This is a genomic window from Actinoplanes sp. DH11, assembly GCF_020873875.1.
Lineage (GTDB): Bacteria > Actinomycetota > Actinomycetes > Mycobacteriales > Micromonosporaceae > Actinoplanes.
In genome coordinates this window covers 14,645-35,420 of record NZ_JAHWGU010000041.1, presented here as the reverse complement: position 1 = coordinate 35,420, position 20,776 = coordinate 14,645, and the positions used below count along the sequence as shown (strand labels likewise).

The 20,776-nt window shown below is 72.3% G+C and carries 20 protein-coding genes and 1 pseudogene; 8 read left to right on the top strand and 13 right to left on the bottom strand.

The window, feature by feature from the left end; all coding sequences use genetic code 11:
* Positions 1 to 57: 57 nt before the first annotated feature.
* Both scpB and LPA41_RS37365 read left to right on the top strand, forming a co-directional pair.
* The gene (scpB, locus tag LPA41_RS43450; protein ID WP_374238264.1) at positions 58 to 888 is read left to right on the top strand and encodes an SMC-Scp complex subunit ScpB; all 831 of its coding nucleotides are present in this window, start codon (positions 58 to 60) and stop codon (positions 886 to 888) included.
* Positions 857 to 1,612: a pseudouridine synthase gene (locus tag LPA41_RS37365; RefSeq protein ID WP_229076044.1), complete on the top strand. Its 756-nt coding sequence runs from the start codon at positions 857 to 859 to the stop codon at positions 1,610 to 1,612. The genes scpB and LPA41_RS37365 overlap by 32 nt, the downstream gene beginning before the upstream one ends.
* A 24-nt stretch (positions 1,613 to 1,636) precedes the next feature.
* Here LPA41_RS37365 and LPA41_RS37360 read toward each other — a convergent pair whose 3' ends face one another.
* Together LPA41_RS37360 and LPA41_RS37355 are read right to left on the bottom strand one after the other, a co-directional pair.
* Positions 1,637 to 2,119, bottom strand: coding sequence for a flavoprotein (locus LPA41_RS37360; RefSeq protein ID WP_229076013.1), 483 nt, complete (start codon positions 2,117 to 2,119; stop codon positions 1,637 to 1,639).
* Between the two features lie 37 nt (positions 2,120 to 2,156).
* Positions 2,157 to 3,059: a LysR family transcriptional regulator gene (locus LPA41_RS37355; protein ID WP_229076012.1), complete on the bottom strand. Its 903-nt coding sequence runs from the start codon at positions 3,057 to 3,059 to the stop codon at positions 2,157 to 2,159.
* Between the two features lie 81 nt (positions 3,060 to 3,140).
* Here LPA41_RS37355 and LPA41_RS37350 point away from each other — a divergent pair, with 81 nt between their 5' ends.
* A complete protein-coding gene (locus tag LPA41_RS37350; protein WP_229076011.1) occupies positions 3,141 to 4,394 on the top strand; it encodes an MFS transporter in 1,254 nt (417 codons plus the stop codon).
* 55 nt (positions 4,395 to 4,449) lie between these two features.
* Here LPA41_RS37350 and LPA41_RS37345 read toward each other — a convergent pair whose 3' ends face one another.
* On the bottom strand, positions 4,450 to 4,686 hold the full coding sequence (locus LPA41_RS37345) for a hypothetical protein (protein ID WP_229076010.1): 237 nt from the start codon (positions 4,684 to 4,686) through the stop codon (positions 4,450 to 4,452).
* Positions 4,687 to 4,779: 93 nt separating this feature from the next.
* Here LPA41_RS37345 and LPA41_RS37340 point away from each other — a divergent pair, with 93 nt between their 5' ends.
* Together LPA41_RS37340 and LPA41_RS37335 are read left to right on the top strand one after the other, a co-directional pair.
* Positions 4,780 to 5,589 (top strand): endonuclease/exonuclease/phosphatase family protein, encoded by an 810-nt coding sequence (locus tag LPA41_RS37340; RefSeq protein ID WP_229076009.1) that lies wholly within the window; start codon positions 4,780 to 4,782, stop codon positions 5,587 to 5,589.
* 4 nt (positions 5,590 to 5,593) lie between these two features.
* Positions 5,594 to 6,781 carry a hypothetical protein gene (locus tag LPA41_RS37335; RefSeq protein WP_229076008.1) on the top strand — a complete coding sequence of 396 codons (1,188 nt, stop codon included), beginning with the start codon at positions 5,594 to 5,596 and terminating at the stop codon, positions 6,779 to 6,781.
* Between the two features lie 12 nt (positions 6,782 to 6,793).
* Here LPA41_RS37335 and LPA41_RS37330 read toward each other — a convergent pair whose 3' ends face one another.
* Positions 6,794 to 8,188 (bottom strand): AMP-binding protein, encoded by a 1,395-nt coding sequence (locus LPA41_RS37330; protein ID WP_229076007.1) that lies wholly within the window; start codon positions 8,186 to 8,188, stop codon positions 6,794 to 6,796.
* 156 nt (positions 8,189 to 8,344) lie between these two features.
* On the opposite strand from LPA41_RS37330, the gene LPA41_RS37325 reads away from it, so the two are divergent.
* Together LPA41_RS37325 and LPA41_RS37320 are read left to right on the top strand one after the other, a co-directional pair.
* Positions 8,345 to 10,090, top strand: a complete 1,746-nt coding sequence (locus tag LPA41_RS37325) for an ABC transporter ATP-binding protein (protein WP_229076006.1) — start codon at positions 8,345 to 8,347, stop codon at positions 10,088 to 10,090.
* A gap of 29 nt (positions 10,091 to 10,119) precedes the next feature.
* A complete protein-coding gene (locus LPA41_RS37320) occupies positions 10,120 to 10,887 on the top strand; it encodes an aminoglycoside phosphotransferase family protein (protein WP_229076005.1) in 768 nt (255 codons plus the stop codon).
* Between the two features lie 292 nt (positions 10,888 to 11,179).
* On the opposite strand, the gene LPA41_RS37315 is transcribed toward LPA41_RS37320, so the two are convergent.
* On the bottom strand, positions 11,180 to 13,327 hold the full coding sequence (locus tag LPA41_RS37315) for a 3-hydroxyacyl-CoA dehydrogenase NAD-binding domain-containing protein (protein ID WP_229076004.1): 2,148 nt from the start codon (positions 13,325 to 13,327) through the stop codon (positions 11,180 to 11,182).
* A 14-nt stretch (positions 13,328 to 13,341) separates the two neighbouring features.
* The gene (locus LPA41_RS37310; RefSeq protein WP_229076003.1) at positions 13,342 to 14,556 is read right to left on the bottom strand and encodes an acetyl-CoA C-acetyltransferase; all 1,215 of its coding nucleotides are present in this window, start codon (positions 14,554 to 14,556) and stop codon (positions 13,342 to 13,344) included.
* Positions 14,557 to 14,677: 121 nt separating this feature from the next.
* On the opposite strand from LPA41_RS37310, the gene LPA41_RS37305 reads away from it, so the two are divergent.
* Positions 14,678 to 15,874 carry a TetR/AcrR family transcriptional regulator gene (locus LPA41_RS37305; RefSeq protein WP_229076043.1) on the top strand — a complete coding sequence of 399 codons (1,197 nt, stop codon included), beginning with the start codon at positions 14,678 to 14,680 and terminating at the stop codon, positions 15,872 to 15,874.
* 108 nt (positions 15,875 to 15,982) lie between these two features.
* Here the strand turns inward: LPA41_RS37305 and LPA41_RS37300 are convergent, their stop codons facing one another.
* From LPA41_RS37300 to LPA41_RS37270, 7 genes and pseudogenes are all read right to left on the bottom strand, one after another.
* Complete coding sequence (locus tag LPA41_RS37300) at positions 15,983 to 16,423, bottom strand: hypothetical protein (RefSeq protein ID WP_229076002.1); 441 nt, start codon at positions 16,421 to 16,423, stop codon at positions 15,983 to 15,985.
* An 84-nt stretch (positions 16,424 to 16,507) separates the two neighbouring features.
* Positions 16,508 to 16,693: pseudogene (locus LPA41_RS43445) on the bottom strand (calcium-binding protein); the annotation flags it as partial.
* The gene (locus LPA41_RS37290; RefSeq protein WP_229076001.1) at positions 16,690 to 17,157 is read right to left on the bottom strand and encodes a hypothetical protein; all 468 of its coding nucleotides are present in this window, start codon (positions 17,155 to 17,157) and stop codon (positions 16,690 to 16,692) included. The pseudogene LPA41_RS43445 and the gene LPA41_RS37290, both read right to left, overlap by 4 nt.
* A 248-nt stretch (positions 17,158 to 17,405) precedes the next feature.
* Complete coding sequence (locus tag LPA41_RS37285) at positions 17,406 to 17,819, bottom strand: hypothetical protein (RefSeq protein WP_229076000.1); 414 nt, start codon at positions 17,817 to 17,819, stop codon at positions 17,406 to 17,408.
* Between the two features lie 415 nt (positions 17,820 to 18,234).
* Positions 18,235 to 18,954 (bottom strand): pentapeptide repeat-containing protein, encoded by a 720-nt coding sequence (locus tag LPA41_RS43440; protein WP_374238262.1) that lies wholly within the window; start codon positions 18,952 to 18,954, stop codon positions 18,235 to 18,237.
* A 153-nt stretch (positions 18,955 to 19,107) separates the two neighbouring features.
* A complete protein-coding gene (locus tag LPA41_RS37275; protein ID WP_229075998.1) occupies positions 19,108 to 19,767 on the bottom strand; it encodes an alpha/beta fold hydrolase in 660 nt (219 codons plus the stop codon).
* A 129-nt stretch (positions 19,768 to 19,896) separates the two neighbouring features.
* Entirely contained in the window at positions 19,897 to 20,691 is a 795-nt protein-coding gene (locus LPA41_RS37270; protein WP_229075997.1) for a trypsin-like serine protease, read from the bottom strand.
* Positions 20,692 to 20,776: the final 85 nt, after the last annotated feature.

Genomic DNA, 20,776 nt, shown 5'->3' with positions numbered 1-20,776 from the left:
CCACCCCGGCCGACTGACGCACCCTGGCCGGCTGGCGTACGCCCGCAGGCCGACCCCGTGCCGACTGACGTACGCCCGCAGGTCGACCTCGCGCCGCCGACTGACGTACGCCCGCAGGTCGACCTCGCGCCGCCGACTGACGTACGCCCGGAGATTGACCTCGCGCCGCCGGCTGGCGTACCTCCGCAGGCCGACCTCGCGCCGCCGGGTGGCGTACGCCCGCAGGGCGACGCGCCGGCCTCGGGGGCGGCGCAGGTCTCGGTTCCGGCGCAGCTCAGGGGGCCGCGTAACGGTGGGGGTGCGCCTGGTGCGGGCGCCGACCGTACGCCCGTGGTGGTCCTCACCGACGCGGAGCTGGCGGCGGCCCTGGAGTCGATCATGTTGGTGGTTGACGAGCCGGTGGGTGAGTTGCAGCTGGCGCAGGTGATGGAGGAGCCGGTCGAGCGGATCGCGCGGACGCTGGAGGATGTGTCGGCGCGGTACACGGCGGCGGGGCACGGCATCGACCTGCGGCGGGTGGCCGGTGGGTGGCGGCTCTACACCCGTCCGGAGTACGCCCACTATGTCGAGCGGTTCGTGCTGGACGGCCAGTCGGTGCGACTCACCCAGGCAGCCCTGGAGACACTGTCCGTGGTCGCCTACAAGCAGCCGGTGACGCGCTCGCGCATCTCGGCCATCCGCGGTGTGAACTGTGACGGCGTCATGCGTACGCTTGTCACTCGCGGCCTCATCGAGGAGTGCGGCACGGAACCGGAAACCGGGGCATACCTGTACCGGACCACCGTGCTGTTCCTCGAGAAGCTCGGTCTCAACTCGATCGACCAGCTTCCGCCGCTTGCTCCATTCCTGCCCGACGATGTGGAAGAAGTGCTCGATGCCTCAGGCTGACACCGCCGAACGCCTCCAGAAAGTCCTGGCGGCGGCCGGTGTTGGATCCCGGCGCGCCTGCGAAGATCTGATCTTCCGGCGGCGCGTCACCGTCAACGGCCGGGTTGCCAAACTCGGCGACAAGGTCGACCCCGCCACGGCGGAGATCCACGTCGACGGGCAGCGGGTGATCACCAACACCAAGCTGGTCTACGTCGCGCTGAACAAGCCGCGCGGCGTGGTCTCCAGCCTCGACGACGAGAAGGGCCGCACCGAGCTGGCCGACTTCCTCGGCGCCAACTTCGAGCAGCGGCTCTTCCACGTGGGCCGGCTCGACGCCGACTCCGAGGGCCTGCTGCTGTTCACCAACGACGGCGGTCTCGCGCACAAGCTGATGCACCCGTCGTACGGCGTCTCCAAGACGTACCTGGCCGAGGTGATGGGGCCGCTGCCGCGCAGCGTGGGCCGAGCCCTGCAGTCCGGTGTCGAGCTGGAGGACGGGCCGGCGAAGGTGGACAGCTTCCGCCTGGTCGACGCGATCGGCAAGACCGCGCAGGTGGAGATCACGCTGCATGAGGGCCGCAAGCACATCGTGCGCCGGATGATGGACGCGGTCGGTCACCCGGTGACCCGGCTGATCCGCACGGCGGTCGGCCCGATCCGCCTCGGCGACCTGCGTCCGGGCGGTTTCCGGCACCTGTCGCAGGCCGAGGTGGCCGCCCTCTTCAAGGTCGTCGGGGACTGAGATCACGGCCGTCGGGCACTCGGGCTACGGCTGGGGCAGCTGTTCCAGGGCGCGGTGCCACGGGAACTCCGGTTCGGCGGGCGGGTCGAGGACGCGTACGCCCTCCGACCGCAACTGATCAACGCTGCGCCGGAACGGGAGCCGGCCGGCCAGGGCCGGTCCCACCGACGGCAGCATCACGACCGGGATGCCGAGGCCGGGTGCTTCGGCGAGCAGGCTGAGCGGATAGGTGTCGGCGATGCCCAGCGCCATCTTGTTGATCGTGTTGTAGCTGGCCGGCGCCACCACGATCGCCGCCGGCCGGGGCGGTTTGGGTTCGCTGGGCCGGCGCGGGCGGCTGCGCACCGGCCGCCCGGTCTGCTCCTCGATCGCCGCCGTGTCGATGAAGTCCAGCGCCGGCGGGGTGGCGACGACCTGCACCTCCCAGCCCTGGCCGAGGGCCTGCCCGACGAGCCGGCCGACGCCGGGGGCGGGTCCGGTGGCGCAGACGATCACGTACAGGGTCATGTGGCGGCTCCCGGGGTGCGGACGATGACGTACCGGGTCATGTGGCGGCTCCCGGGGTGCGGACGGTCTCGGTGAGCAGGGTGATCAGGGCGCGCGCGGCGGCGCCCGGTGTGCGGTCGGCGGCGACCGCGAGGGAGAGCGGCCACACCAGGTCGGCGCCGGTGACGGGTACGACGGCCACGCCGGGCTCGCCGGTCACGACGAACCGGGGCAGCAGCGCGACCCCCAGTCCGTGACCGACGTGGGCGGCGCCGGTGGCGATGTCGGCGATCTCGATGGTGACGCGGCGGGCCACCCCGGCGGCTTCGAAGGCGCGGTCGGTGACGGCCCGGTTGCCGTAGCCGGCCGGTGAGTCGATGAAGTCCAGCCCGGCCAGGTCGGTGAGGCGGACCTCGGCCCGCTCCGCGAGCGGGTGGTCCGCCGGGACGACCAGGTCGAGGACGGAACTGGTGAGTTCGATCAGGCGTACGCCGGTGGGCCGCGCGCCGGGCAGGGAGACGAACGCCAGGTCCAGGCGGTGTTCGACGATGCCTTGGAGGTGCCCGGCGGAGCCGGAGGGCGCGGCGCTGGTGCGCAGCAGCACGCCCGGGTGCCGGCGGTGGTATTCGCCGAGCATCGCGGGCAGGTCGATGATCCGGATCGAGGTGAGTGTGCCGATGCGCAGGGTGCCGGTCAGGCCGCCGCGCACTTCGGAGACCGCGTCCCGAGCGTCGCGGGCGGCGTCCAGCGTGGAGCGGGCCCGCGGCAGCAGCGCCGTGCCCGCGTCGGTCAGCACCACCCGTTTCGAGTTGCGTTCCAGCAGGGGTACGCCCAGGTCCCGCTCGAGTGCCTTGACGGCGGCGGAGACCGCGGACTGGACGACGTACAGCCGGGTGGCGGCCCGGGTGAAGCTCTGCTCCTCGGCGACCGCGACGAAGTATTCGAGCTGACGGAGTTCCACGACCCAAGTATCAACGATCGAGATGGTTGTCAGCTGTTTCTTTCGTTGGTGTTGATACTCGGGGCGCGCGACAGTCAGCTCATGAACGCTTCGCCCGCCCGCCTGCACGCCGGGTTCTGGTCGATCGCCGTCGCCTTCCTCACCGCGATGGCCTTCTCCACCGTGCCGACCCCGCTGTACCCGCTCTACATGCAGCGGGACGGCTTCTCCACCTTCACGGTCACTGTCGTGTTCGCCGTCTACGCGGTCGGCGTCGTGATCAGTCTGCTGCTCGCCGGGCACGTCTCCGACCGGCTCGGGCGCAGACGGATCCTGATACCGGCACTGGCGCTGGAACTGCTCGCCGCGGTGCTCTTCCTCACCAGCACGTCGCTGCCGGTGCTGCTCGCCGCCCGGTTCGTCACCGGTCTCGGCGTCGGCATGATCACCGCGACCGCCACGGCCCACCTGCAGGAGCTGCACGCGGCGCACCGGCCGGGCGCCTCGCGCCAGCGCTTCGAGGTGGTCTCCACCGCCGCCAACAGCGGCGGCCTTGGGCTGGGCACGCTCATCGCGGGACTTCTGGCGCAGTTCGTGCCGGCTCCGCTGCGTACGCCGTACATCGTCTTCGCCGTTCTCCTGCTCCTGAGCATCGTGCTCGTGGCACTGACCCCGGAGACGGTGGTCCGGCCGGCGGGCCGGTACGAGTACCGCCCGCAGCGGATCGGCGCCCACGGCGACCGGACCGTCTACCTGGCCGCCGCGGCGTCGGCACTCGCCTCGTTCGCGGTGTTCGGCGTCTTCACCTCGCTGGCCCCCGGCTTCGTGGCCGGCACCCTGCACCACCCGTCGCGGGCCTTGGCCGGCGCGATCGTCTTCGCGGTGTTCGGCGCGGCCGCCGCGGCGCAGGCCCTGACCGGCCGGCTCAGCGGCCCGGCGAAGACCCGGCTCGGCCTGCTCGCCCAGGCCGGCGGCATCGTCACCCTGGTGACCGGCATGCACACCGCGAGTCTGGCCCTGTTCCTGATCGGTGGCGTCGCCGCGGGCATCGGCGCGGGCGTGCTCTTCAAGGCGGCCCTCGGCGCGGTCGCGGCGTCGGCGGCCCCGGCCGAGCGCGGTGCCGCCCTGGCCGGCCTGTTCCTGATCGCCTACCTCGGCCTCGGCGTCCCGGCGATCGCCCTCGGCATCGCCACACAGGCCCTGCCCGCGGCCACCGTGATGACCGGTTTCGCCGTCATCCTGCTGGCCCTGCTCGCCGCGGTAGCCGTGCTCGGCCGCCGCGCCACCGTCACCCCGGCCCCGGCCACCCCGGCCCCTGCGACCCCGTCCCGCGAGCTGGCACACACCACCCGCTGACCGACGGGTGAAGCCGCAGGGGCCCGTGCGCGTCACGGGCCCCCGCGGGTGACCGTCAGGGGCGGTAGCCGTGGGCGGACAGGACCGCCTGCAGGCGCTGGTCCCAGGCGCGCTCGTCGGCGTCGCGCCACTGGTGGCCGGCGGGGCACTGCCAGTTGGGGGCCGGCTCGCGGATCACGCAGCCGCCGAGGGCCAGGTCACCGTCGCCGGCGGCGTCGATCGCTTCCGCGACGGGCAGGCCGAAGAGCAGCGGCACACCGGGTGTGCCGCATTCGGGGCAGGAAGGGATCATGCTCGCCAACGCTACCCCCGTCCGGCCGCCGCGCGTTTGGACCGGCCACTTCCGGTAACCGACAGCGGTATGCCGCCGACGCCGTTGAGAGTCATGACCCTCAATCTCTACTCGCCGGAGAACGCCGACTACGAACGCCGCCGCCCCGCCCTGCGCGCCGGGCTGGCAGCTCTGCGCCCCGACCTGGTCGCGCTTCAGGAGACGGTCTGGGGCGAGGAGTACGACCAGGCGACCGACCTGCTCGGACCCGGGTACCAGCTGGCCCGGCACTCCCGGCGTTCCGAGAACGGCGTCGGCGCGGTGCTCGCCAGCCGCTGGCCCCTCGGCGCCGTGTCCGAAATCGATCTTCGGGTCACCGACCGGGTCGACCTGCCGTGGTCGGCGGCGGTGGTGGCCGAGGTCGAGTCACCGCTCGGGCCGCTGTTCTTCGTGCACCACAAACCGACGTACCAGTTCGGGTACTCCTACGAGCGGGAGACCCAGGCGGTGCTCTGTGCGCGGATGGTGGAGGAGCGGTTCGCCGGCCGCCGCCCGCACATCGTCCTGGCCGGGGACCTCGACGACACCCCGGACTCGGCGAGCATCCGGTTCTGGACCGGGCGGCAGTCTTTGCAGCAGTTCAGCGTCGCCTACCGGGACGCCTGGGAGACCGTGCACCCGGACGAGCCCGGCTACACGTTCACCCCGCGCAACCCGCTGGTCCGGGAGGGCACGATGCCGCTGGAGACCGGGCGCCGCATCGACTACGTGATGGTCCGCTGCGGCACGCACGGCCCGAGCCTGGAGGTGGTCGACTGCCGGCTGGCGTTCGACGAGCCGGTGGGCGGGGTGTGGGCGACCGACCATTGCGGAGTCGTCGCCGACCTCGTCCTTCCGCAACGCCACGTCGGTCCGGGAAGATGATCCGATGGCCGAGGACTGGACCACCGCGCTCCACCGGTACGCGCAGCGTTTGCACACCGCCGCCGGCGACCGGCACCACATCGCCTCACCGCTCGGGGCGTGGCTGCTGCTGGCACTTACCGCGTCGTCGGGACCGGCCGGCGAACTCGCCGACCCGCTCGGCGTCGAACCGGCGGAGGCGGCCCGGATCGCCGGCGAACTGCTGGCCCGGCCGCATCCCCTGGTCGCGGCCGCGACAGCGGTGTGGCACGCCGGTTCGGCCGGTCTCGGAGACTGGCCGGCGGCACTGCCGGAGGCCACCGAGGTCGGGCCGCTGCCGGACAAGGAAAGCCTCGACCGGTGGGCCCGCGAGCACACGTACGGGATGATCGAGGAGTTTCCCGGCGAGCCGGCGGCGGACCTGTTGCTCCTGCTCGCCAGCGCCCTGGCCACCAAGGTCTCCTGGATCGACCCGTTCGAGGTGGCACCGGCCGGGCGGCTCGGCGGCGCGTGGGCCGACCGGCTCGGCACCGTCCTGTGGTCCCCGGAGTACGGTCATGCCGCCTTCGTCGCCGGCACCGCCGCGGCCGGTGACGTGATCGTGCACGTCGCGTCCGCCGACGGCCTGCACGTGGTCTCGGTCGCCGCCGCCGCGGACGTCGCCCCGGACCGGGTGCTCGCCGCCGCCCACGAGATCGCCCCGGCGGTGGTCACCGAGACGGGTACGCCACCGGCCGCCAAGTCGCTGTTCGACCTGCCGCTGGGCGAGACGCCGCTCTGGACGATCAGCGAGGAGCGCGGTCACGAGAGCCGGCGGGAGTTCGTGCGGGCCCTGCTGCCGGCCTGGTCCGCCACCACCGAGCACGACCTGGCTGCCGACCCGGCGCTCGGGTTCCCGGCCGCGACCCGGGTGCTGGCGCGGCTGCTGCGACGGCCGGAGCCGCGGTTCGAGGCGAAGCAGACGGCGACCGCCCGGTTCAGCCGGTTCGGGTTCGAGGCGGCCGCGGTCAGCGGATACTTCTTCCCCACCTCGCTGCCGCCGGAGCAGGTGATCCGCCGGGCCGAGCTGCGGTTCGCCCACCCGTACGCCGTCGTCGCCGTCACCGCCCAGCCCGGCGGGCCCTGGCACGGTGTCCCGGTCTTCTCCGCCTGGGTGCGCGACCCCGAGGACGTCGCCGCGGCGGACCTGACCGACGGGGATCACGACGGCTGACCGGGCGCCGCCTCACATCGCGGTGAGGCGCTTCTTCTGCACCTTGCCCATGGCGTTGCGGGGGAGCGCCTCGACCAGCCGCACCACGCGGGGCCGCTTGTGCGCGGCCAGCCGCTGCGCCACGAAAGTGATCAGCTCCTCCGCCGTCACCGGATCCGCGACGACGAACGCGGTGACCTGCTCGCCCAGGTCGGGATGGCCGGTGCCGATCACCGCGGCCTCGCGGACGGCGGGGTGCAGCAGCAGGGCGTCCTCGACCTCGCCGGCGCCGACCCGGTAACCACCCGTCTTGATCAGGTCGGTGGAGGCGCGGCCGACGATCCGGTGCCAGCCGTCCGGGCCGACGGTGGCGACGTCGCCGGTCGGGAACCAGCCGCCGGCCAGCTCGGGCGGCTCGGTGCCGGTGCCGCGCAGGTACCCGTCGAGCAGGGTGGGTCCGGCGATCTGCAGGTTGCCGATGGTCGTGCCGTCGTGCGGCAGCGGATCACCGGACTCGTCGACCAGGCGGGTCCGGACACCGGTCAGCGGTGTACCGACGTGGCCGGGACGACGCTCCCCGCCGGCCCGCGCGCTCACCGTGATCAGGGTTTCGGTCATCCCGTACCGCTCGACGGGGGCTTGACCGGTCAGCCGCAGCAGGTCGTCGAAGACCGGCACCGGCAGGGGTGCGCTGCCGGAGACGAGCAGCCGGGCGGGTGCCAGGGCGCGTGCCGCGGCGGGCGCGTTCGCGATCCGGGACCAGACGGTGGGCACGCCGAAATACATGGTGCCGGGCGTTTCCGCGTACGCCTGAGGGGTGGGCCTGAGGGTGTGCCGCAACCGCCCGCCCAGCCGCAGCGGACCGAGAACGCCCAGCACCAGGCCGTGCACGTGGTAGAGCGGTAGTCCGTGCGTGAGCGTGTCGCCCGGCGTCCACTCCCAGGCCTCGGCGAGCGCGTCCAGGCAGGCCGCGAGCGCGTCGCGGGAGAGCACCACGCCTTTCGGCGGGCCGGTCGTGCCGCTGGTGTAGAGCACCAGGGCGGTCCGGTTTTCGACTGCCGCAGGCATGCTGCCGGGCCGTTTACGATCACTGATGGGGACCACCGGAACGGGGGAGTCGCCGGCCGCTCCGGGATCGTCCGACAGGATCAGGGCGGCCCGCGAGTCCCGCAGGATGTGCGCCCGCTCCAGCTCACCGGCGTCGGGCGGCACCGGGACGACGGGCACCCCGGCGAGCAGGGCCCCGGCGACGGCGGCGATCGTGGGCAGGCCGGGTGCGGCGTGCACGGCCACGATCGGCGCGCCGGCGATCCGTTCCGCGACGGCACACGCCCAGCCGAGCAGCTCGTGCCGGGAGAGGCTCGCTTCCGGTGTGGCGACGGCCTCGGGCAGGTCGGGGTCGCTGAGCATCGCGGCGAGCAGCGTCATGACCGCATTGTGTCATCGCTCCCGGTCGAGGGACATGGGCCGGGATCCGACGCTGCCGGGGAGTGACCGGGCGGTTGCCGCCCGCGGTCACGGGTGCCTAGCGTGTGGTTCAGGCCGTTCGGCAGTTTCGGCCGATAAATGCCGAGGAGTCGTCGCATGCCCGGTTCCGCCGACATGGCCCGCTGGCGGGACTTGCGGCGGCTCACCCGGGGCTACCGGCGATGGATCGCGCTCGCCGCCGGGCTCAGCCTGCTCGGCTCCGCCCTCGCCCTGGCGCAGCCGCTGCTCGCCGGCCGGGCGATCGACGCGGCCGCCGGTGGTCGGGTGCCGTGGCCGGTGCTCGGCGCCCTCGCCGGATTGTTCACCGCGCAGGCGTCCGCGCTCGCGCTGGCCCGCTGGGTGCAGGCCTACACCGGGGAGACCATGACCCGCGACCTGCGCCGCCAGGTCACCGCCCACATGCTGCGGGTGCGGCTGTCCGTCTTCGACCACGTGCGAACCGGTGATGTCATCGCCCGGGCCTGCGGCGACACCACCATCGTCAAGACCCTGGTGGCGCAGAGCCTCGGCACCGGGATCGCCGGCGTGGCCGGCCTGGTCGCCACCGTGCTGCTGCTGGGCTGGCTGGACCGGTGGCTGCTGATCCTCGTCGTGCTGCTGTTCGGGGTGGCGATCGGGAGCCTGCTCGTGGTGGTGGGCCGGCTGCGCGTCGCGTCGCGGGCCGCGCAGGCGGCCGAGGGCACCCTCGCCGCCGACCTGGAACGGGCGCTCGGCGGGGTACGCACGGTGCGGGCCTGCCGGGCCGAACCGGTCGAGGCCGCCCGGATCGACAGGTCCGCCGGACGGGCGTACCTGTCGAACCTGCGGATGGCCGGCCTCGTCGCGCTCAGCGGGCCGACGAACGACCTCGCCGTCAGCGGCGCCTTCCTCGCGGTGCTGATGGTCGGCTCCGGCCGGGTCGCGGCCGGGGAGACAAGCCTCGGCCGGCTCGTCGCGTTCACCCTGGCAATGACGTACCTGTCGGCCCCCGTCTACGAGATCTTCCAGGCGGTCAGCGCGATCCAGCAGGGCTCGGGCGCGCTGCACCGGATCAACGAGGTGCTGGCGCTGCCCGTCGAACGGGACCAGCCGGTCGCCGTGGTGCCGATGCAGCGTCGGCCCGCGCCGGTCCTCGAGTTCCGGGACGTCTGGTTCGGCTACCACCCGGACCGCCCGGTGCTGCGCGGCATCCGGTTCACGGTGCCCGACCACGGTCTGATCGCCCTGGTCGGGCCGTCCGGCGCCGGCAAGTCGACGGTGTTCGCGCTGGCCGAACGGTTCTACGAGCCCGACAGCGGGTCGGTGCTGCTGCACGGGCGGGATGTGCGATTCGTGCCGTACGCGCGGCACCGCGCCGCCGTCGGCCTGGTCGAACAGGACTGCCCGTTGCTGGCCGGCACGCTGCGGGAGAACCTGCTCTACGGCGCCGGACCGTCGGTGACCGAGCACGAGTTGCACCGGGTGCTGACGATGACCGGGCTGAACGCCGTGGTGGCCGCCCTGCCCGCCGGGCTGGACACATCCGTCGGCGAGCGCGGGCGGCAACTCTCCGGCGGGCAGCGGCAGCGGGTGGCCATCGCTCGATGCCTGCTGGCCCGGCCCCGCCTGATCCTGCTCGACGAGCCGACCGCGCACCTGGACCCGGACGGCGAACGCGCGCTGGCGGTGGCGTTGCGCGAGGTCGCCGCGGTCTGCGCGCTGGTCGTGATCGCCCACCGGTTCTCCACCGTGCACGCCGCCGACCGCGTCCTGGTCATCGACGACGGCGTGGTCACCGCGGCGGGCACCCACGACGAGTTGATCGACTCCGACCCGTACTACCGCAGGCTCGCCGCCGACCCCCTCAGACCGGGCGCTGCGTGATCTCCAGGCCCCCGCTACCGTAGATGATCATGAACCTGGAGCACGACTTACCCGGCGGCCGGACGGGAGGTGCGGTCCGTGTGGGGCAGACCGTGCGCCGGCCGGCCGGTGACTGGACGCCCGCTGTATTCGCCCTGCTCAAGCACCTCGAGGACGCCGGTTTCGACGGCGCGCCGGCACCGCGCGGCATCGACGGCCAGGGCCGGGAGATCCTCACGCTGCTGCCCGGCGAAAGCCTCGGCGACGACAAGCCCTGGCCGCCCTGGGTGCACAGCGACGAAACACTGTGGCAGGTGGCACAGTGGCTGCGCGAATATCACGCCGTGGTCGCGGACTTCGTCCCGCCGCCGGACGCGGTCTGGCGCAAGGGCGGCGACTGGGAACCCGGCCTGATCATCGGGCACAACGACGCGGCCCCCTGCAACGCGGTCTGGTCCGGCGACCGCGTGACCGGCTTCTTCGGCTGGGACTTCGCCGGCCCGGTCACCGCCGAGGCCGACCTGGCCTTCACGGCCTTCGCCTGGGTGCCGCTCTCCGCCCGCCACGTGGCCACCGCCGAAGGTTTCACCGCCTTCGCCGACCGCCCCCGCCGGCTACGCCTGATGCTCGAGGCCTACGGCTGGCGAGGCGAAACCACCCAAATGGTACGCGAGACGCGCGACCGCATCAGCGCCTCCATCCACGACATCCGCCGGTTGGCGGCAGCCGGCGACCCAGGCTGCCGCAAGCTGATCGAGTCGGGCTACGACCGCGACCTGGCAGCCGCAGTGCACGAACTGGCAACCTTCCCCCGCTGACCGGCCTGGCAGCGTTCCCCGCCGGCCCGGCTACTTCCCCGGCGGGCGCCGCACCCCGATCGCCGTCCAGCCGAGGCCGCCCGCGCATGAAAGTCCGGGTCCGCGCCGCTCTGGTCCCGGTGGCGTCGGCCACGCCGCCGGCATCGAGATGTTGATCTGCTAGCGCTACGAAATCGCTGTGATCATGGGGTTGGAACCGCGATTTCGCGCCGCTGGCAGATCAACATCGCCGCACGGGGTGGGCCGGTCACCCGTACCCCTGAGGGAGAGTGACCGGCCCGCTCGGTGCCTGTCAGGCGAAGGTCTCGCCGGCCTCGGCCTTCGCCAGGAGGAGCGGCGGGGGCGTGAAGCGTTCGCCGTAACGTTCGGCAAGCTCGCGGGCGCGGGCCACGAAGCCGGGCAGGCCGCCGGGGTACTGGTTGATGTATTGCAGGACGCCGCCGGTCCAGCCGGGGTAGCCGATGCCGAGGATGGAGCCGATGTTCGCCTCCGCGACCGAGGTCAGCACGCCCTCGTCCAGGCATTTCACCGTTTCGAGGGCTTCGATGAAGAGCATCCGCTCCTGCATGTCCTCGAACGGGATCTGCCGGCCCGCGTCGGAGGCGAAGGCGGACAGGCCGGGCCAGAGCCGGGTGCGTTTGCCGTCGGCGTACTCGTAGAAGCCGGCGCCGCCGGACCGGCCGGGGCGCTCGAACTCGTCGATCATGCGGTCGATGACGGCGTCGGCCGGGTGGCTCCGGTAGGGGAGACCTGCGGCGGTGGCTGCGGCCTCGTACTCCCGGCGGATCTTGCGGGGGAGGGTGAGGGTGAGCTCGTCCATCAGCTGGAGCACCGGGGCGGGGTAGCCGGCCTGGCTGCTGGCCTGCTCGATGCTGGCCGGGGGGACGCCCTCGGCCAGCATCGCGAGGCCCTCGTTGGTGAACGTGCCGATCACCCGGCTGGTGAAGAAGCCCCGGCTGTCGTTGACGACGATCGGCGTCTTGCGCAGCAACGTGACCACGGCCAGGGCGCGGCGCAGGGCCTCGTCGCCGGTCTTCTCGCCCTTGATCACTTCGACCAGGGGCATTTTGTCGACCGGGGAGAAGAAGTGCAGGCCGATGAAGTCGGCCTGACGGCGCACACCCTCGGCGAGCAGCGTGATCGGCAGGGTGGAGGTGTTCGAGCAGAGCAGCGCGTCCGGCGCGACCACGTCCTCGATCTCGGCGAACACCTTGTGCTTGAGTGCCGGGTCCTCGAAGACCGCCTCGATCACCACGTCGGCGCCGGCCAGGTCGGCGACGTCGGCGGTCGCGGTGATCCGGTCGAGCAGGGCCTGGCCCTTCTCCGGGGTGAGCCGGCCACGGCCGACGGCTTTGGCGACGAGCTTCTCCGAGTACGCCTTACCGCGCTGCGCGGCCTCCGCCGAGACGTCCCGCAGCACCACCGGGACCCCGGCGCGGGCGGTGACGTAGGCGATCGCGGCGCCCATCATGCCGGCACCGAGCACCGCCACCTTCGTGATCGGCGGGACGTCGCCGACGTCGCGGGAGTTGACCTCGTTCAGGTCGAAGAAGAACGCCTTGATCATGTTTTTGGCGACCTGGCCGGTGACCAGCTCGACGAAGTAGCGGGTCTCGATGACGAACGCGGTGTCCACGTCCACCTGGGCGCCCTCGACGGCGGCCGCGAGGATGTTGCGCGGCGCCGGGTAGGGCGCGCCCTTGAGCTGTTTGCGCAGGGTCGCCGGGAAGGCCGGCAGTTGCGCGGCGAGCGCCGGGGTGGACGGGGTGCCGCCGGGGATCCGGTAGCCCTTGGTGTCCCACGGCTGCGCGGCTTCCGGGTTGGCGGCGATCCACTCGCGGGCCGCGGTGAGCAGTTGCTCCGGGGTGTCGACCAGCTCGTCGATCAGGCCGAGCTCCTTGGCCGCCGCCGCCCGGTGCCGGGTGCCCTGCAGCAGCACCTGGGTCAGCGCGACGAGCAGGCCGAGCAGCCGGACCGTGCGGACCACGCCACCGCCGGCGGGCAGCAGGCCGAGCGTGACCTCGGGCAGGCCGACCTCCAGACGCGGATCGTTGACGGCGATCCGCCGGTGGCTGGCGAGCGCGAGTTCGAGGCCACCGCCCAGGGCGGAGCCGTTGAGCGCGGCCACCACCGGCTTGCCGAGCGTCTCCAACCGGCGTAGCTGGCCCTTGACCTGGGTGGAGAGGGCGAAGACCTCGGCGCCGCGGTCGGCCGGCACGCTGCCGAGCTGGTCCAGGTCACCGCCGGCGAACCAGGACTTCTTGGCCGACGTGATGATGACGCCGGTGATCGAGTCGCGTTCGGCCTCCAGGCGGTCGACGGTCGCGCCCATGCTGCGTACGAAAGCGTCGTTCATGGTGTTGGCGCCGCGGCCCGGGTCGTCGAGGGTGAGCACGACGATGCCGTCGTCACCGCGGTCCCAGCGGATGGTTTCGGTCATGGTGAACAAGCCCCTCAGAGTCGCTCGACGATGGTGGCGATGCCCATGCCGCCGCCGATGCAGAGCGTCGCCAGGCCGAACCGCCCGCCGCGCCGCTCCAGCTCGTCGACGAGGGTGCCCAGGATCATGGCGCCGGTCGCGCCCAGCGGGTGACCCATGGCGATCGCGCCGCCGTTGACGTTCACGATCTCGGGGTCGAGTTTCATGTCCTCGATGTAGTGCAGGACCACCGCCGCGAACGCCTCGTTGATCTCGACGAGGTCGAGGTCGTCGACGGTCAGGCCGGCCTTCCGCAGCGCCTTGCGCGAGGCCGGCGCCGGACCGGTCAGCATGATCGTCGGGTCGGCGCCGCTGAGCGCGGCCGACACGATGCGGGCGCGCGGCCGGATGCCGGCCCGGCTGCCGGCGGCCTCGGAGCCGATGAGGACGAGGGCGGCGCCGTCCACGATCCCGGAGGAGTTGCCCGCCGAGTGCACGTGGTTGATCTTCTCGACCCAGTGGTATTTCTGCAGGGCGACCGCGTCGAACCCGCCCTGGTCGCCGATCACCTGGAACGAGGCCGGAAGCTTGCCCAGGCCGTCCAGGGTGGAATCCGCGCGGATGTGCTCGTCGCGGTCCAGGATCAGCAGTCCGTTCCGGTCGCGGACCGGCACCACGGACCTGTCGAAGTAACCGTTCTGCCAGGCCTTCGCCGCTTTCTGCTGCGAGCCCAGGGCGAACGCGTCGACGGTCTCCCGGCTGTAGCCGTCGATCGTGGCGATCAGGTCGGCGCTGATGCCCTGCGGCACGAAGTCGGTCCGCAGCGCGGTCTCCGGGTCGAGCGCCCAGGCGCCGCCGTCGGAGCCCATCGGCACCCGGGACATCGACTCCACACCGCCGGCGAGGACCAGGTCCTCCCAGCCGGAACGGATCTTCTGCGCGGCGATGTTGACCGCCTCCAGCCCGGAGCCGCAGAAGCGGTTGAGCTGGACCCCGGACGTCGTGTAGGGCAGGCCGGCCGCGATCGCCGCCGTCTTGGCGATGTCGGAGCCCTGGTCGCCGAGCGGGGACACGACGCCGAGCACCATGTCGTCGATCTCGGCAGGGTCGACGTCGGGGAAGCGCCGGCGCAGCTCGTCGATGAGTCCGACGACCAGCGAGATGGGCTTCACCCCGTGCAGGGAACCGGTCTTCTTGCCGCGCCCGCGCGGAGTGCGCACGGCGTCGTAGACGAAGGCCTCGGTAGTCATCGGGTAACTCCCTCGGATGCGAATTGCGGCTAACTTTTGCCGATGTTTCCGCTTGATGTCAAGGCTAGGAGTACGCCCATGCCGCGAACTGCGGATCACCACTAGGCTGTCCCGCGTGAGCATGGCACCGGCCGGGGAGGCGGCCCCCGGGGAACCCGCGCCGGCGGTCCGCAAACGCCCCAAGGACCGCAAGGCGCAACTCGCCCTGGCCGCGGCCGAGCTGTTCTGCGAACGCGGCTACCACCGGGTCGGCATCGACGAGATCGCCACCGCGGTCGGGATCAGCGGACCGGCGATCTACCGGCACTTCCCGAACAAGTACGCGATGCTCGTGCACGCCACCCGCGGGCTCGCCGCCACGGTGCTCGACGCGACCGACGCCACCGCGGCGCCGGACCTGGACGACCTGCTCGCCGTCCTGGCCCGGCTCGCCGTGCGGGGGCGGACGGTGGCCGGGCTCTACCAGTGGGAGTGGCGTTACCTGCGGGACGAGCACCGCGCCGAGTTCCAGGACGTCCTGGAGACGCTGGTGCGGCGTCTGGCCGTACCCCTGCTGGCTCTGCGCCCGGCACTCACCGGGCCGGAGGCGGAAGCGCTCGTCCGCGCCACGCTCAGCGTCTTCGGCAGTCTCGGCACGCATCGCGCGGCGATCGCCAAGAGCCGCGGTGAGGCCGCGCTGCGCCGGATGGCGTGGGCGGTGCTGCGCGGCGAGCCGCCGACCCCGGCACCGGTCCCGGCCGGACCCGCCGGCGACCAGGCGGTGCGGGTGGGCGCGCGGCGCGAGATTCTGCTGGCCGAGGCGGTCAAACTCTTCCATCGGTACGGGTACCACGCGGTCGGTGTGGAAGAGATCGGCCGGGCCGCGGGGATCAACGCGTCAAGTGTGTACCGCTACTTCCCCGGCAAGGCCGACATCCTGGCCGCCGCCTTCTACCGGGCCTCCGAGCGGGTCGCCGAGACCACCGCGGTGGCCCTGTCCGGCGCCCGCGACGACGAGGACGCCCTGCGCCGGATGGCCCGGTCCTATGTCGAGCTGACGTTCGAGCGCAGTGCCCTGGTCTCGGTCTACCTGGCGGAGAACAACAACCTGCCCGACGCCGACCGGCACGAGCTGCGCAAGGTGCAGCGGCTGCACGTCGAGGAGTGGGTGCGGCTGCTCGGCCGGTTACGTCCCGAGGTCCCGGTCGCGGAGGCGCGGGTGCTGGTGCACGCGGCGCTGAACGTGGTGACGGATCTGAGTCGCTGGGTGCGGTTCGACGCGCGCACCGGGATGGACGGGCACCTGATCCGGCTGGCACTCACCGTGCTGCACGCCTGATCCCGCGCCCGGTCCGCGCGCCGAGGCTTCGTCCGGAACAGGGCCGGCACGAACCGGCCGGGCGCCCCGGGATTTCCCCCGGGCACCCGGCCGTGTGCGTGCGCTGGCTCAGCCGCGCCGCTCGCAGTTGGTGACCGCGTCGATGGCGCTGACGACGCAGGTGTCGGTGTTCGGGCCGCCGTCGACCTTGTCCGGGTCGGAGGTCTGGTCCGGGTCCCCGGCCGCACGGGTGTGGAGGGAGTCGTCGCCGGCCTCGCCGTACAGTTCGTTCTTGCCGTAGCCGCCGTACAGCGTGTCGTTTCCGGCGCCGCCGCGGAACAGGTCGTCACCCTCGCCGCCGGTGAGCCGGTTGGCGCCGGCGTTGCCGGTGAACACGTTCCGCCCGTCGCCGCCGGTCAGGTTCTCCACGTCGGAGCCGACGGTGTCACCCTCGCCGGGCTGGCCGTCGTTGCCCCGGGAGCCACTCAGATCGGCGACCGTGAGGCCGCGTCCGTTGTAGTCGACGGTGTCGTTGCCGGTGCCGCCGAGCAGCACGTCCGCGGCGACCACGCCCGAGGTGTCCTCGGCGTTGACGTCACCGTCCAGGTGGTCGTCGCCGCTGCCGCCGGAGAGCAGGTCCTTGCCGTAGCTGCCCTCGAGCCAGTCGTTGCCGCTCTCGCCGTAGAGCTTGTCGTTGCCGCGGTCCCCGATGTAGCCGCTGTCACCGTCGAGGTCGTCGTTGCCCGCGCCGCCGTAGAGCGTGTCGTGACCGTGGCCGCCGGCCAGACTGTCCTTGCCGGCCTGGCCCCAGAGCTTGTCGTTGCCGCTGCCGCCGGTCAGGAGATGGTGCCGCCACCGCCGGAGAGACGGTCGGCGCCGGACTGTCCACTGAGCACGTCCGTGCCCGGGCCGCCGACCAGCTTGTCGTTGCCGGTGCCGCCGTCGAGCAGCGCCGGGATGCTGGTCTTGTTGGTGACCGTGTCGTTCTTACCGCCGGCGTACACGAAGATCTTCGTCGGGTTCTTCGGCAGCTTGCAACGGACCTTGGTCTTGTCGCCCTTGACCGCCTTGCACCCCTTGCCGGCCTTGATCTTGAACTTGTCGTCGATGGTGACGGTCCGGCCGGACCGGGTGACGGCGACCTTGTTGGCCTTGCCGGCGCCGGCGGTGTACTTCACCTGGGTTGTCTTGACGACCGAGACCACGCCGGTGGAGGCGGCCTGTGCCGGTGCGGCGAGCGCACCGAGACCGATCGTGGTGAGCAGGACGATCCCTGCCCGGGACAGGTGCGATGAACGCGCCATGAACTTCCCCCGTACGAAACGCGTCGATGTGATGCCCGCGAGCATAGATGATCAACGCTGTCTGCTCGGGGTGGTCGATACGTTCGGCCGACGACTGCGAGCCGTCCGGCCAGGCGCGTCCGGCGCCGGCTGGTCCGGTCCCGGCTGGTCCGGTCCCGGCTGGTCCGGTCCCGGCTGGTCCGGTCCCGGCTGGTCCGGTCCCGGCTGGTCCGGTCCCGGCTGGTCCGGTCTTGGCTCGTCGGTGCCGGCTACTGGACGGCGGTCCGGTAGCTCGGGAAGCGGCGGGCGGTGATCTCCTCGAAGTCCTCGGGGGTCTTCGCGAACCGCGCCTCGAACGCCCGGCGGATCGTCGCGTCGTCCGGGACGAGTTCGTAATATTCGGCGTCGACCCGGCGCTCGTCCTCGGCGCTCCCGGCCGCCTCCGCCAACTCCAGGACCACCGCGGCCAGTCCGTCCAGGCCCAGATAGCGGCAGCCGTCGGCGGCGGCGGTCAGCTCGGCGGGCTCGCAACTGGTCGCGGCGTGCGCCGGGCCGCAGTTCGTGACGATGCCGTGGACCAGCAAAAAGGCGCGAAGGTGCCGGTCGCCGACGCTGTCGCCCAGGTCGGCGCAGGCCCGGTTCCAGACAACCTCGGACGCTCCGGGTACGAGGGTGTGCGTCATGCGGTCAGTCTGCCCCGGCAAGGCCGTCCGGTACGGCCGATCCCACAAGACGGGCGGAACAGTCAGCGGGTTCCTCCGGTGCGGCATTGACAGGCGTTTTCGCACACGTTCCGGTGATCGGCCGAAATTCGTTTTGAACCGCTCAGGCGTCGATGTCCGTATGTGCCCCCGACCGGGGTGACATCGACGTCCACGACGAGGAGTGATCATGAGGTCGCGCACGTACCGACGCAACGACGGCAACCGGCGTAAGACCATCGGGGCGGTGGTGGTGGCCGGGGTGCTGGTCGCCACCGGCGTGACCGGGGTGCAGCTGGCCTCGGCCGGCACCGGAACGAAGGCCGCCGATCTGGTGAGCGTGGACGGGCAGCAGTTCGACGTGTCGCAGTGCACGGAGCTGCAGGTCAATGCCGGTTCAGTGATCTGTGACGGCGAGGAGCTGGCCCCGGTCGAGCAGCAGGCGCCGGAGGACGCGGCGGCCGCCTCGGCGGTCGCGCTGGAGGCCGCCTGCGACCAGTTCGCGGCGGATGTGGCAGCCGCGGACGGTGGTGCCGCGGACGAGGGTGCTGAAGAAGGCGCCGAAGAGGGCGCCGAAGAGGGTGCTGCCGAGGAAGGCGCCGGTGACGGCGCGGCTGCCGGGGGTGCCGCGGCCGAGAAGGCGGAGAAGGCGGAGAACAAGGCTCAGGCCAAGAAGTGGGCCAAGGTTCTGAAGAAGGCGGCCAAGGAGAAGGGTGCCGCCGAGCAGGGCCCCGCTGAAGGCGGTGCGGCTGAAGAGGGTGCCGCCGAGGAGGGCGCCGCTGAAGGCGGTGCGGCTGAGGAAGGCGCCGGCGAGGAGGGCGCTGCTGACGCGGGCGCCGCTGCGGCCGCCGTTGTTTCCGCCCAGCGCAGCCTGCTCCAGGCCTGCCTCGCGCTGGCCGACGCCAAGGTCGCGGCCGGCGCCGGTGCCGCCGAGGAAGGCGCTGCCGAGGAGGGTGCTGCTGAAGAGGGCGCCGCTGAAGAGGGTGCCGCTGAAGAGGGTGCCGCTGAGGAAGGCGCCGCCGAGGAGGGTGCTGCTGAAGAGGGCGCCGCTGAGGAAGGTGCTGCTGACGAGGGCGCGACTCCCGCAGCGAAGAAGTAGCAACAGCCGGTAGGACATGCGGGGGCGGGCCGAAGTGCCCGCCCCTCAGCGCGAGCCGCGCAACGAGTAGCGGCGCCCGCATGCCCGAGTGGCCCTCGCTCGGTCAGCCGGGCGAGCCGGTCAGCCGGGCGAGCCGGTCAGCCGGGCGAGCCGGCCAGCAGGGCGAGCCGGTCAAGAAGGCGGAGCGGTCAGGAAGGCGCGGACCGCGGCCAGGAACGCTGCCGGCTCCGTGGCGTGGACCAGGTGACCGGCTTCGATCGTGATCAGGCGGGCGTCGGGCAGGGCTGCGGCCAGCTCGGCGATGTGATGTTGCGGGATCGGGCTTGCCGCGCCGCCCGCGACGAGCAGGGTGGGTGCGGTGATGCGGGAGATGATTTCCGGCCATGCCGGGTCGGGGTTGTCGATCTGCGGGCGGACCTGTCCGACCATCTGCCAGTCGAAGGGCAACTCGCCGTCCGGGCGGGCCGGCATGCCGGGTTCGCGCGGGTGCGGCATGCCGATGTCCTCGAGCACGAGGCGGCGGACCAGGTCGGGCCGGTCGGCGGCGACCCGGCAGGCGACGAGGCCGCCCAGGGAGTGCCCGGCCAGGTCGACGGGCCCGGGGCCGAGGTGGTCGAGCAGGGCGATGACGTCGGCGGCGAACAGGCCGAGACCGTACGCGCCGGGCCAGGAGCTCGCACCGTGCCCGCGCAGGTCGGCAGCGATGACCTCCCGGTCGGCCGACAGGCCGGCGGCGATCTGATCCCAGTCGGACGCCGTCTTGCCGGTGGCGGGAAGCAGCACTGCGGGTGGGTGGTCGCTGTCCGCGACCTGCCACACCCGCAGTGCCAATCGGAGCTCATTCAGTTGTACGGTCCTCGACTCCGGCATCGTCCGATTGTGGTCGGCCGCCCACCGCCGGGCCAAGGGACTCTGCCGACGGCAGAGGATCAGCCAAGGAACTCTGCCGACGGCTGAGGGTCAGCCGCCGAGGCTCGTGGCCGCTGAGCGGATCGCCGCGGAGAAGTAGCTGACCTGGGTGTAGACGCCCGGCTTGTTGGGGCGGGCACATCCGTCGCCCCAGCTGACGATGCCGACCTGGATCCACGCGTTGCTCGCGTCGCGGCGGAACATCGGGCCGCCCGAGTCGCCCTGGCAGGTGTCGATGCCGCCGGAGGTGTAGCCGGCGCAGATCTCCTCGGCCGCGATCACCTCACCGCCGTACATGGCGCTGGAGTTGCAGGTGCTGTCGCTGACGAACGGGACGGTGGCCTTGAGCAGGTACCGCTGCTGTGCGCCGCCCTCGCGGTTCGCACCCCAGCCGGCGATGGTGAAGGTCCCCGAGTCGTTGGCGGTGCTCGTCGCGATCGGCAGGGTGGCGACGCCGGTCACCGGGCTGGCGAGGCGGATGAACGCCCAGTCGTCTCCGTTGCCGTTGTAGCCGGGGGCCCGGTAGACGTAGTTGGACCGGCGGGTGATCCGGGTGCTCGACTGGAGGTCGACCGCTCCGAGGGTGGCGGTGATCGACGTGTTGGCGCCGGTCCGGCTGACGCAGTGCGCGGCGGTGAGCACGAGCGTCGGGCTGTAGAGCGCGCCGCCGCAACCCATCGAGAGCCGCACCATGAACGGGAACTCGCCCTGGGCGGCGCGGGTGCCGCCGACGACGTACGGGGTGACATCTCCGGCCGTGGCCGCCGTGGGTGCGGCCAGCACGCCCATCGTCATCGCGGTGATCGCCGCTGCCGCGGTCGCCAGAAGGGTTCGCCATCTGCGCATCGGGGGGTCCTCCTCGGTCGGGGCGCGCCGGAGTGAGTAGCGCCTCTGCAAGGAGCGTGCCATTCATAGTGGCAAATGTTTAAAT

Coding starts and splice junctions, on each gene's coding strand:
- LPA41_RS37365 (WP_229076044.1), top strand. CDS start 857: ATGTGGAAGAAGTGCTCGATGCCTCAGGCTGACACCGCCGAACGCCTC.
- LPA41_RS37360 (WP_229076013.1), bottom strand. CDS start 2,119: ATGACCCTGTACGTGATCGTCTGCGCCACCGGACCCGCCCCCGGCGTC.
- LPA41_RS37350 (WP_229076011.1), top strand. CDS start 3,141: ATGAACGCTTCGCCCGCCCGCCTGCACGCCGGGTTCTGGTCGATCGCC.
- LPA41_RS37345 (WP_229076010.1), bottom strand. CDS start 4,686: ATGATCCCTTCCTGCCCCGAATGCGGCACACCCGGTGTGCCGCTGCTC.
- LPA41_RS37340 (WP_229076009.1), top strand. CDS start 4,780: ATGACCCTCAATCTCTACTCGCCGGAGAACGCCGACTACGAACGCCGC.
- LPA41_RS37335 (WP_229076008.1), top strand. CDS start 5,594: ATGGCCGAGGACTGGACCACCGCGCTCCACCGGTACGCGCAGCGTTTG.
- LPA41_RS37330 (WP_229076007.1), bottom strand. CDS start 8,188: ATGACGCTGCTCGCCGCGATGCTCAGCGACCCCGACCTGCCCGAGGCC.
- LPA41_RS37325 (WP_229076006.1), top strand. CDS start 8,345: ATGCCCGGTTCCGCCGACATGGCCCGCTGGCGGGACTTGCGGCGGCTC.
- LPA41_RS37320 (WP_229076005.1), top strand. CDS start 10,120: ATGAACCTGGAGCACGACTTACCCGGCGGCCGGACGGGAGGTGCGGTC.
- LPA41_RS37315 (WP_229076004.1), bottom strand. CDS start 13,327: ATGACCGAAACCATCCGCTGGGACCGCGGTGACGACGGCATCGTCGTG.
- LPA41_RS37310 (WP_229076003.1), bottom strand. CDS start 14,556: ATGACTACCGAGGCCTTCGTCTACGACGCCGTGCGCACTCCGCGCGGG.
- LPA41_RS37305 (WP_229076043.1), top strand. CDS start 14,678: ATGGCACCGGCCGGGGAGGCGGCCCCCGGGGAACCCGCGCCGGCGGTC.
- LPA41_RS37290 (WP_229076001.1), bottom strand. CDS start 17,157: ATGGCGCGTTCATCGCACCTGTCCCGGGCAGGGATCGTCCTGCTCACC.
- LPA41_RS37285 (WP_229076000.1), bottom strand. CDS start 17,819: ATGACGCACACCCTCGTACCCGGAGCGTCCGAGGTTGTCTGGAACCGG.
- LPA41_RS43440 (WP_374238262.1), bottom strand. CDS start 18,954: ATGTCCTACCGGCTGTTGCTACTTCTTCGCTGCGGGAGTCGCGCCCTC.
- LPA41_RS37270 (WP_229075997.1), bottom strand. CDS start 20,691: ATGCGCAGATGGCGAACCCTTCTGGCGACCGCGGCAGCGGCGATCACC.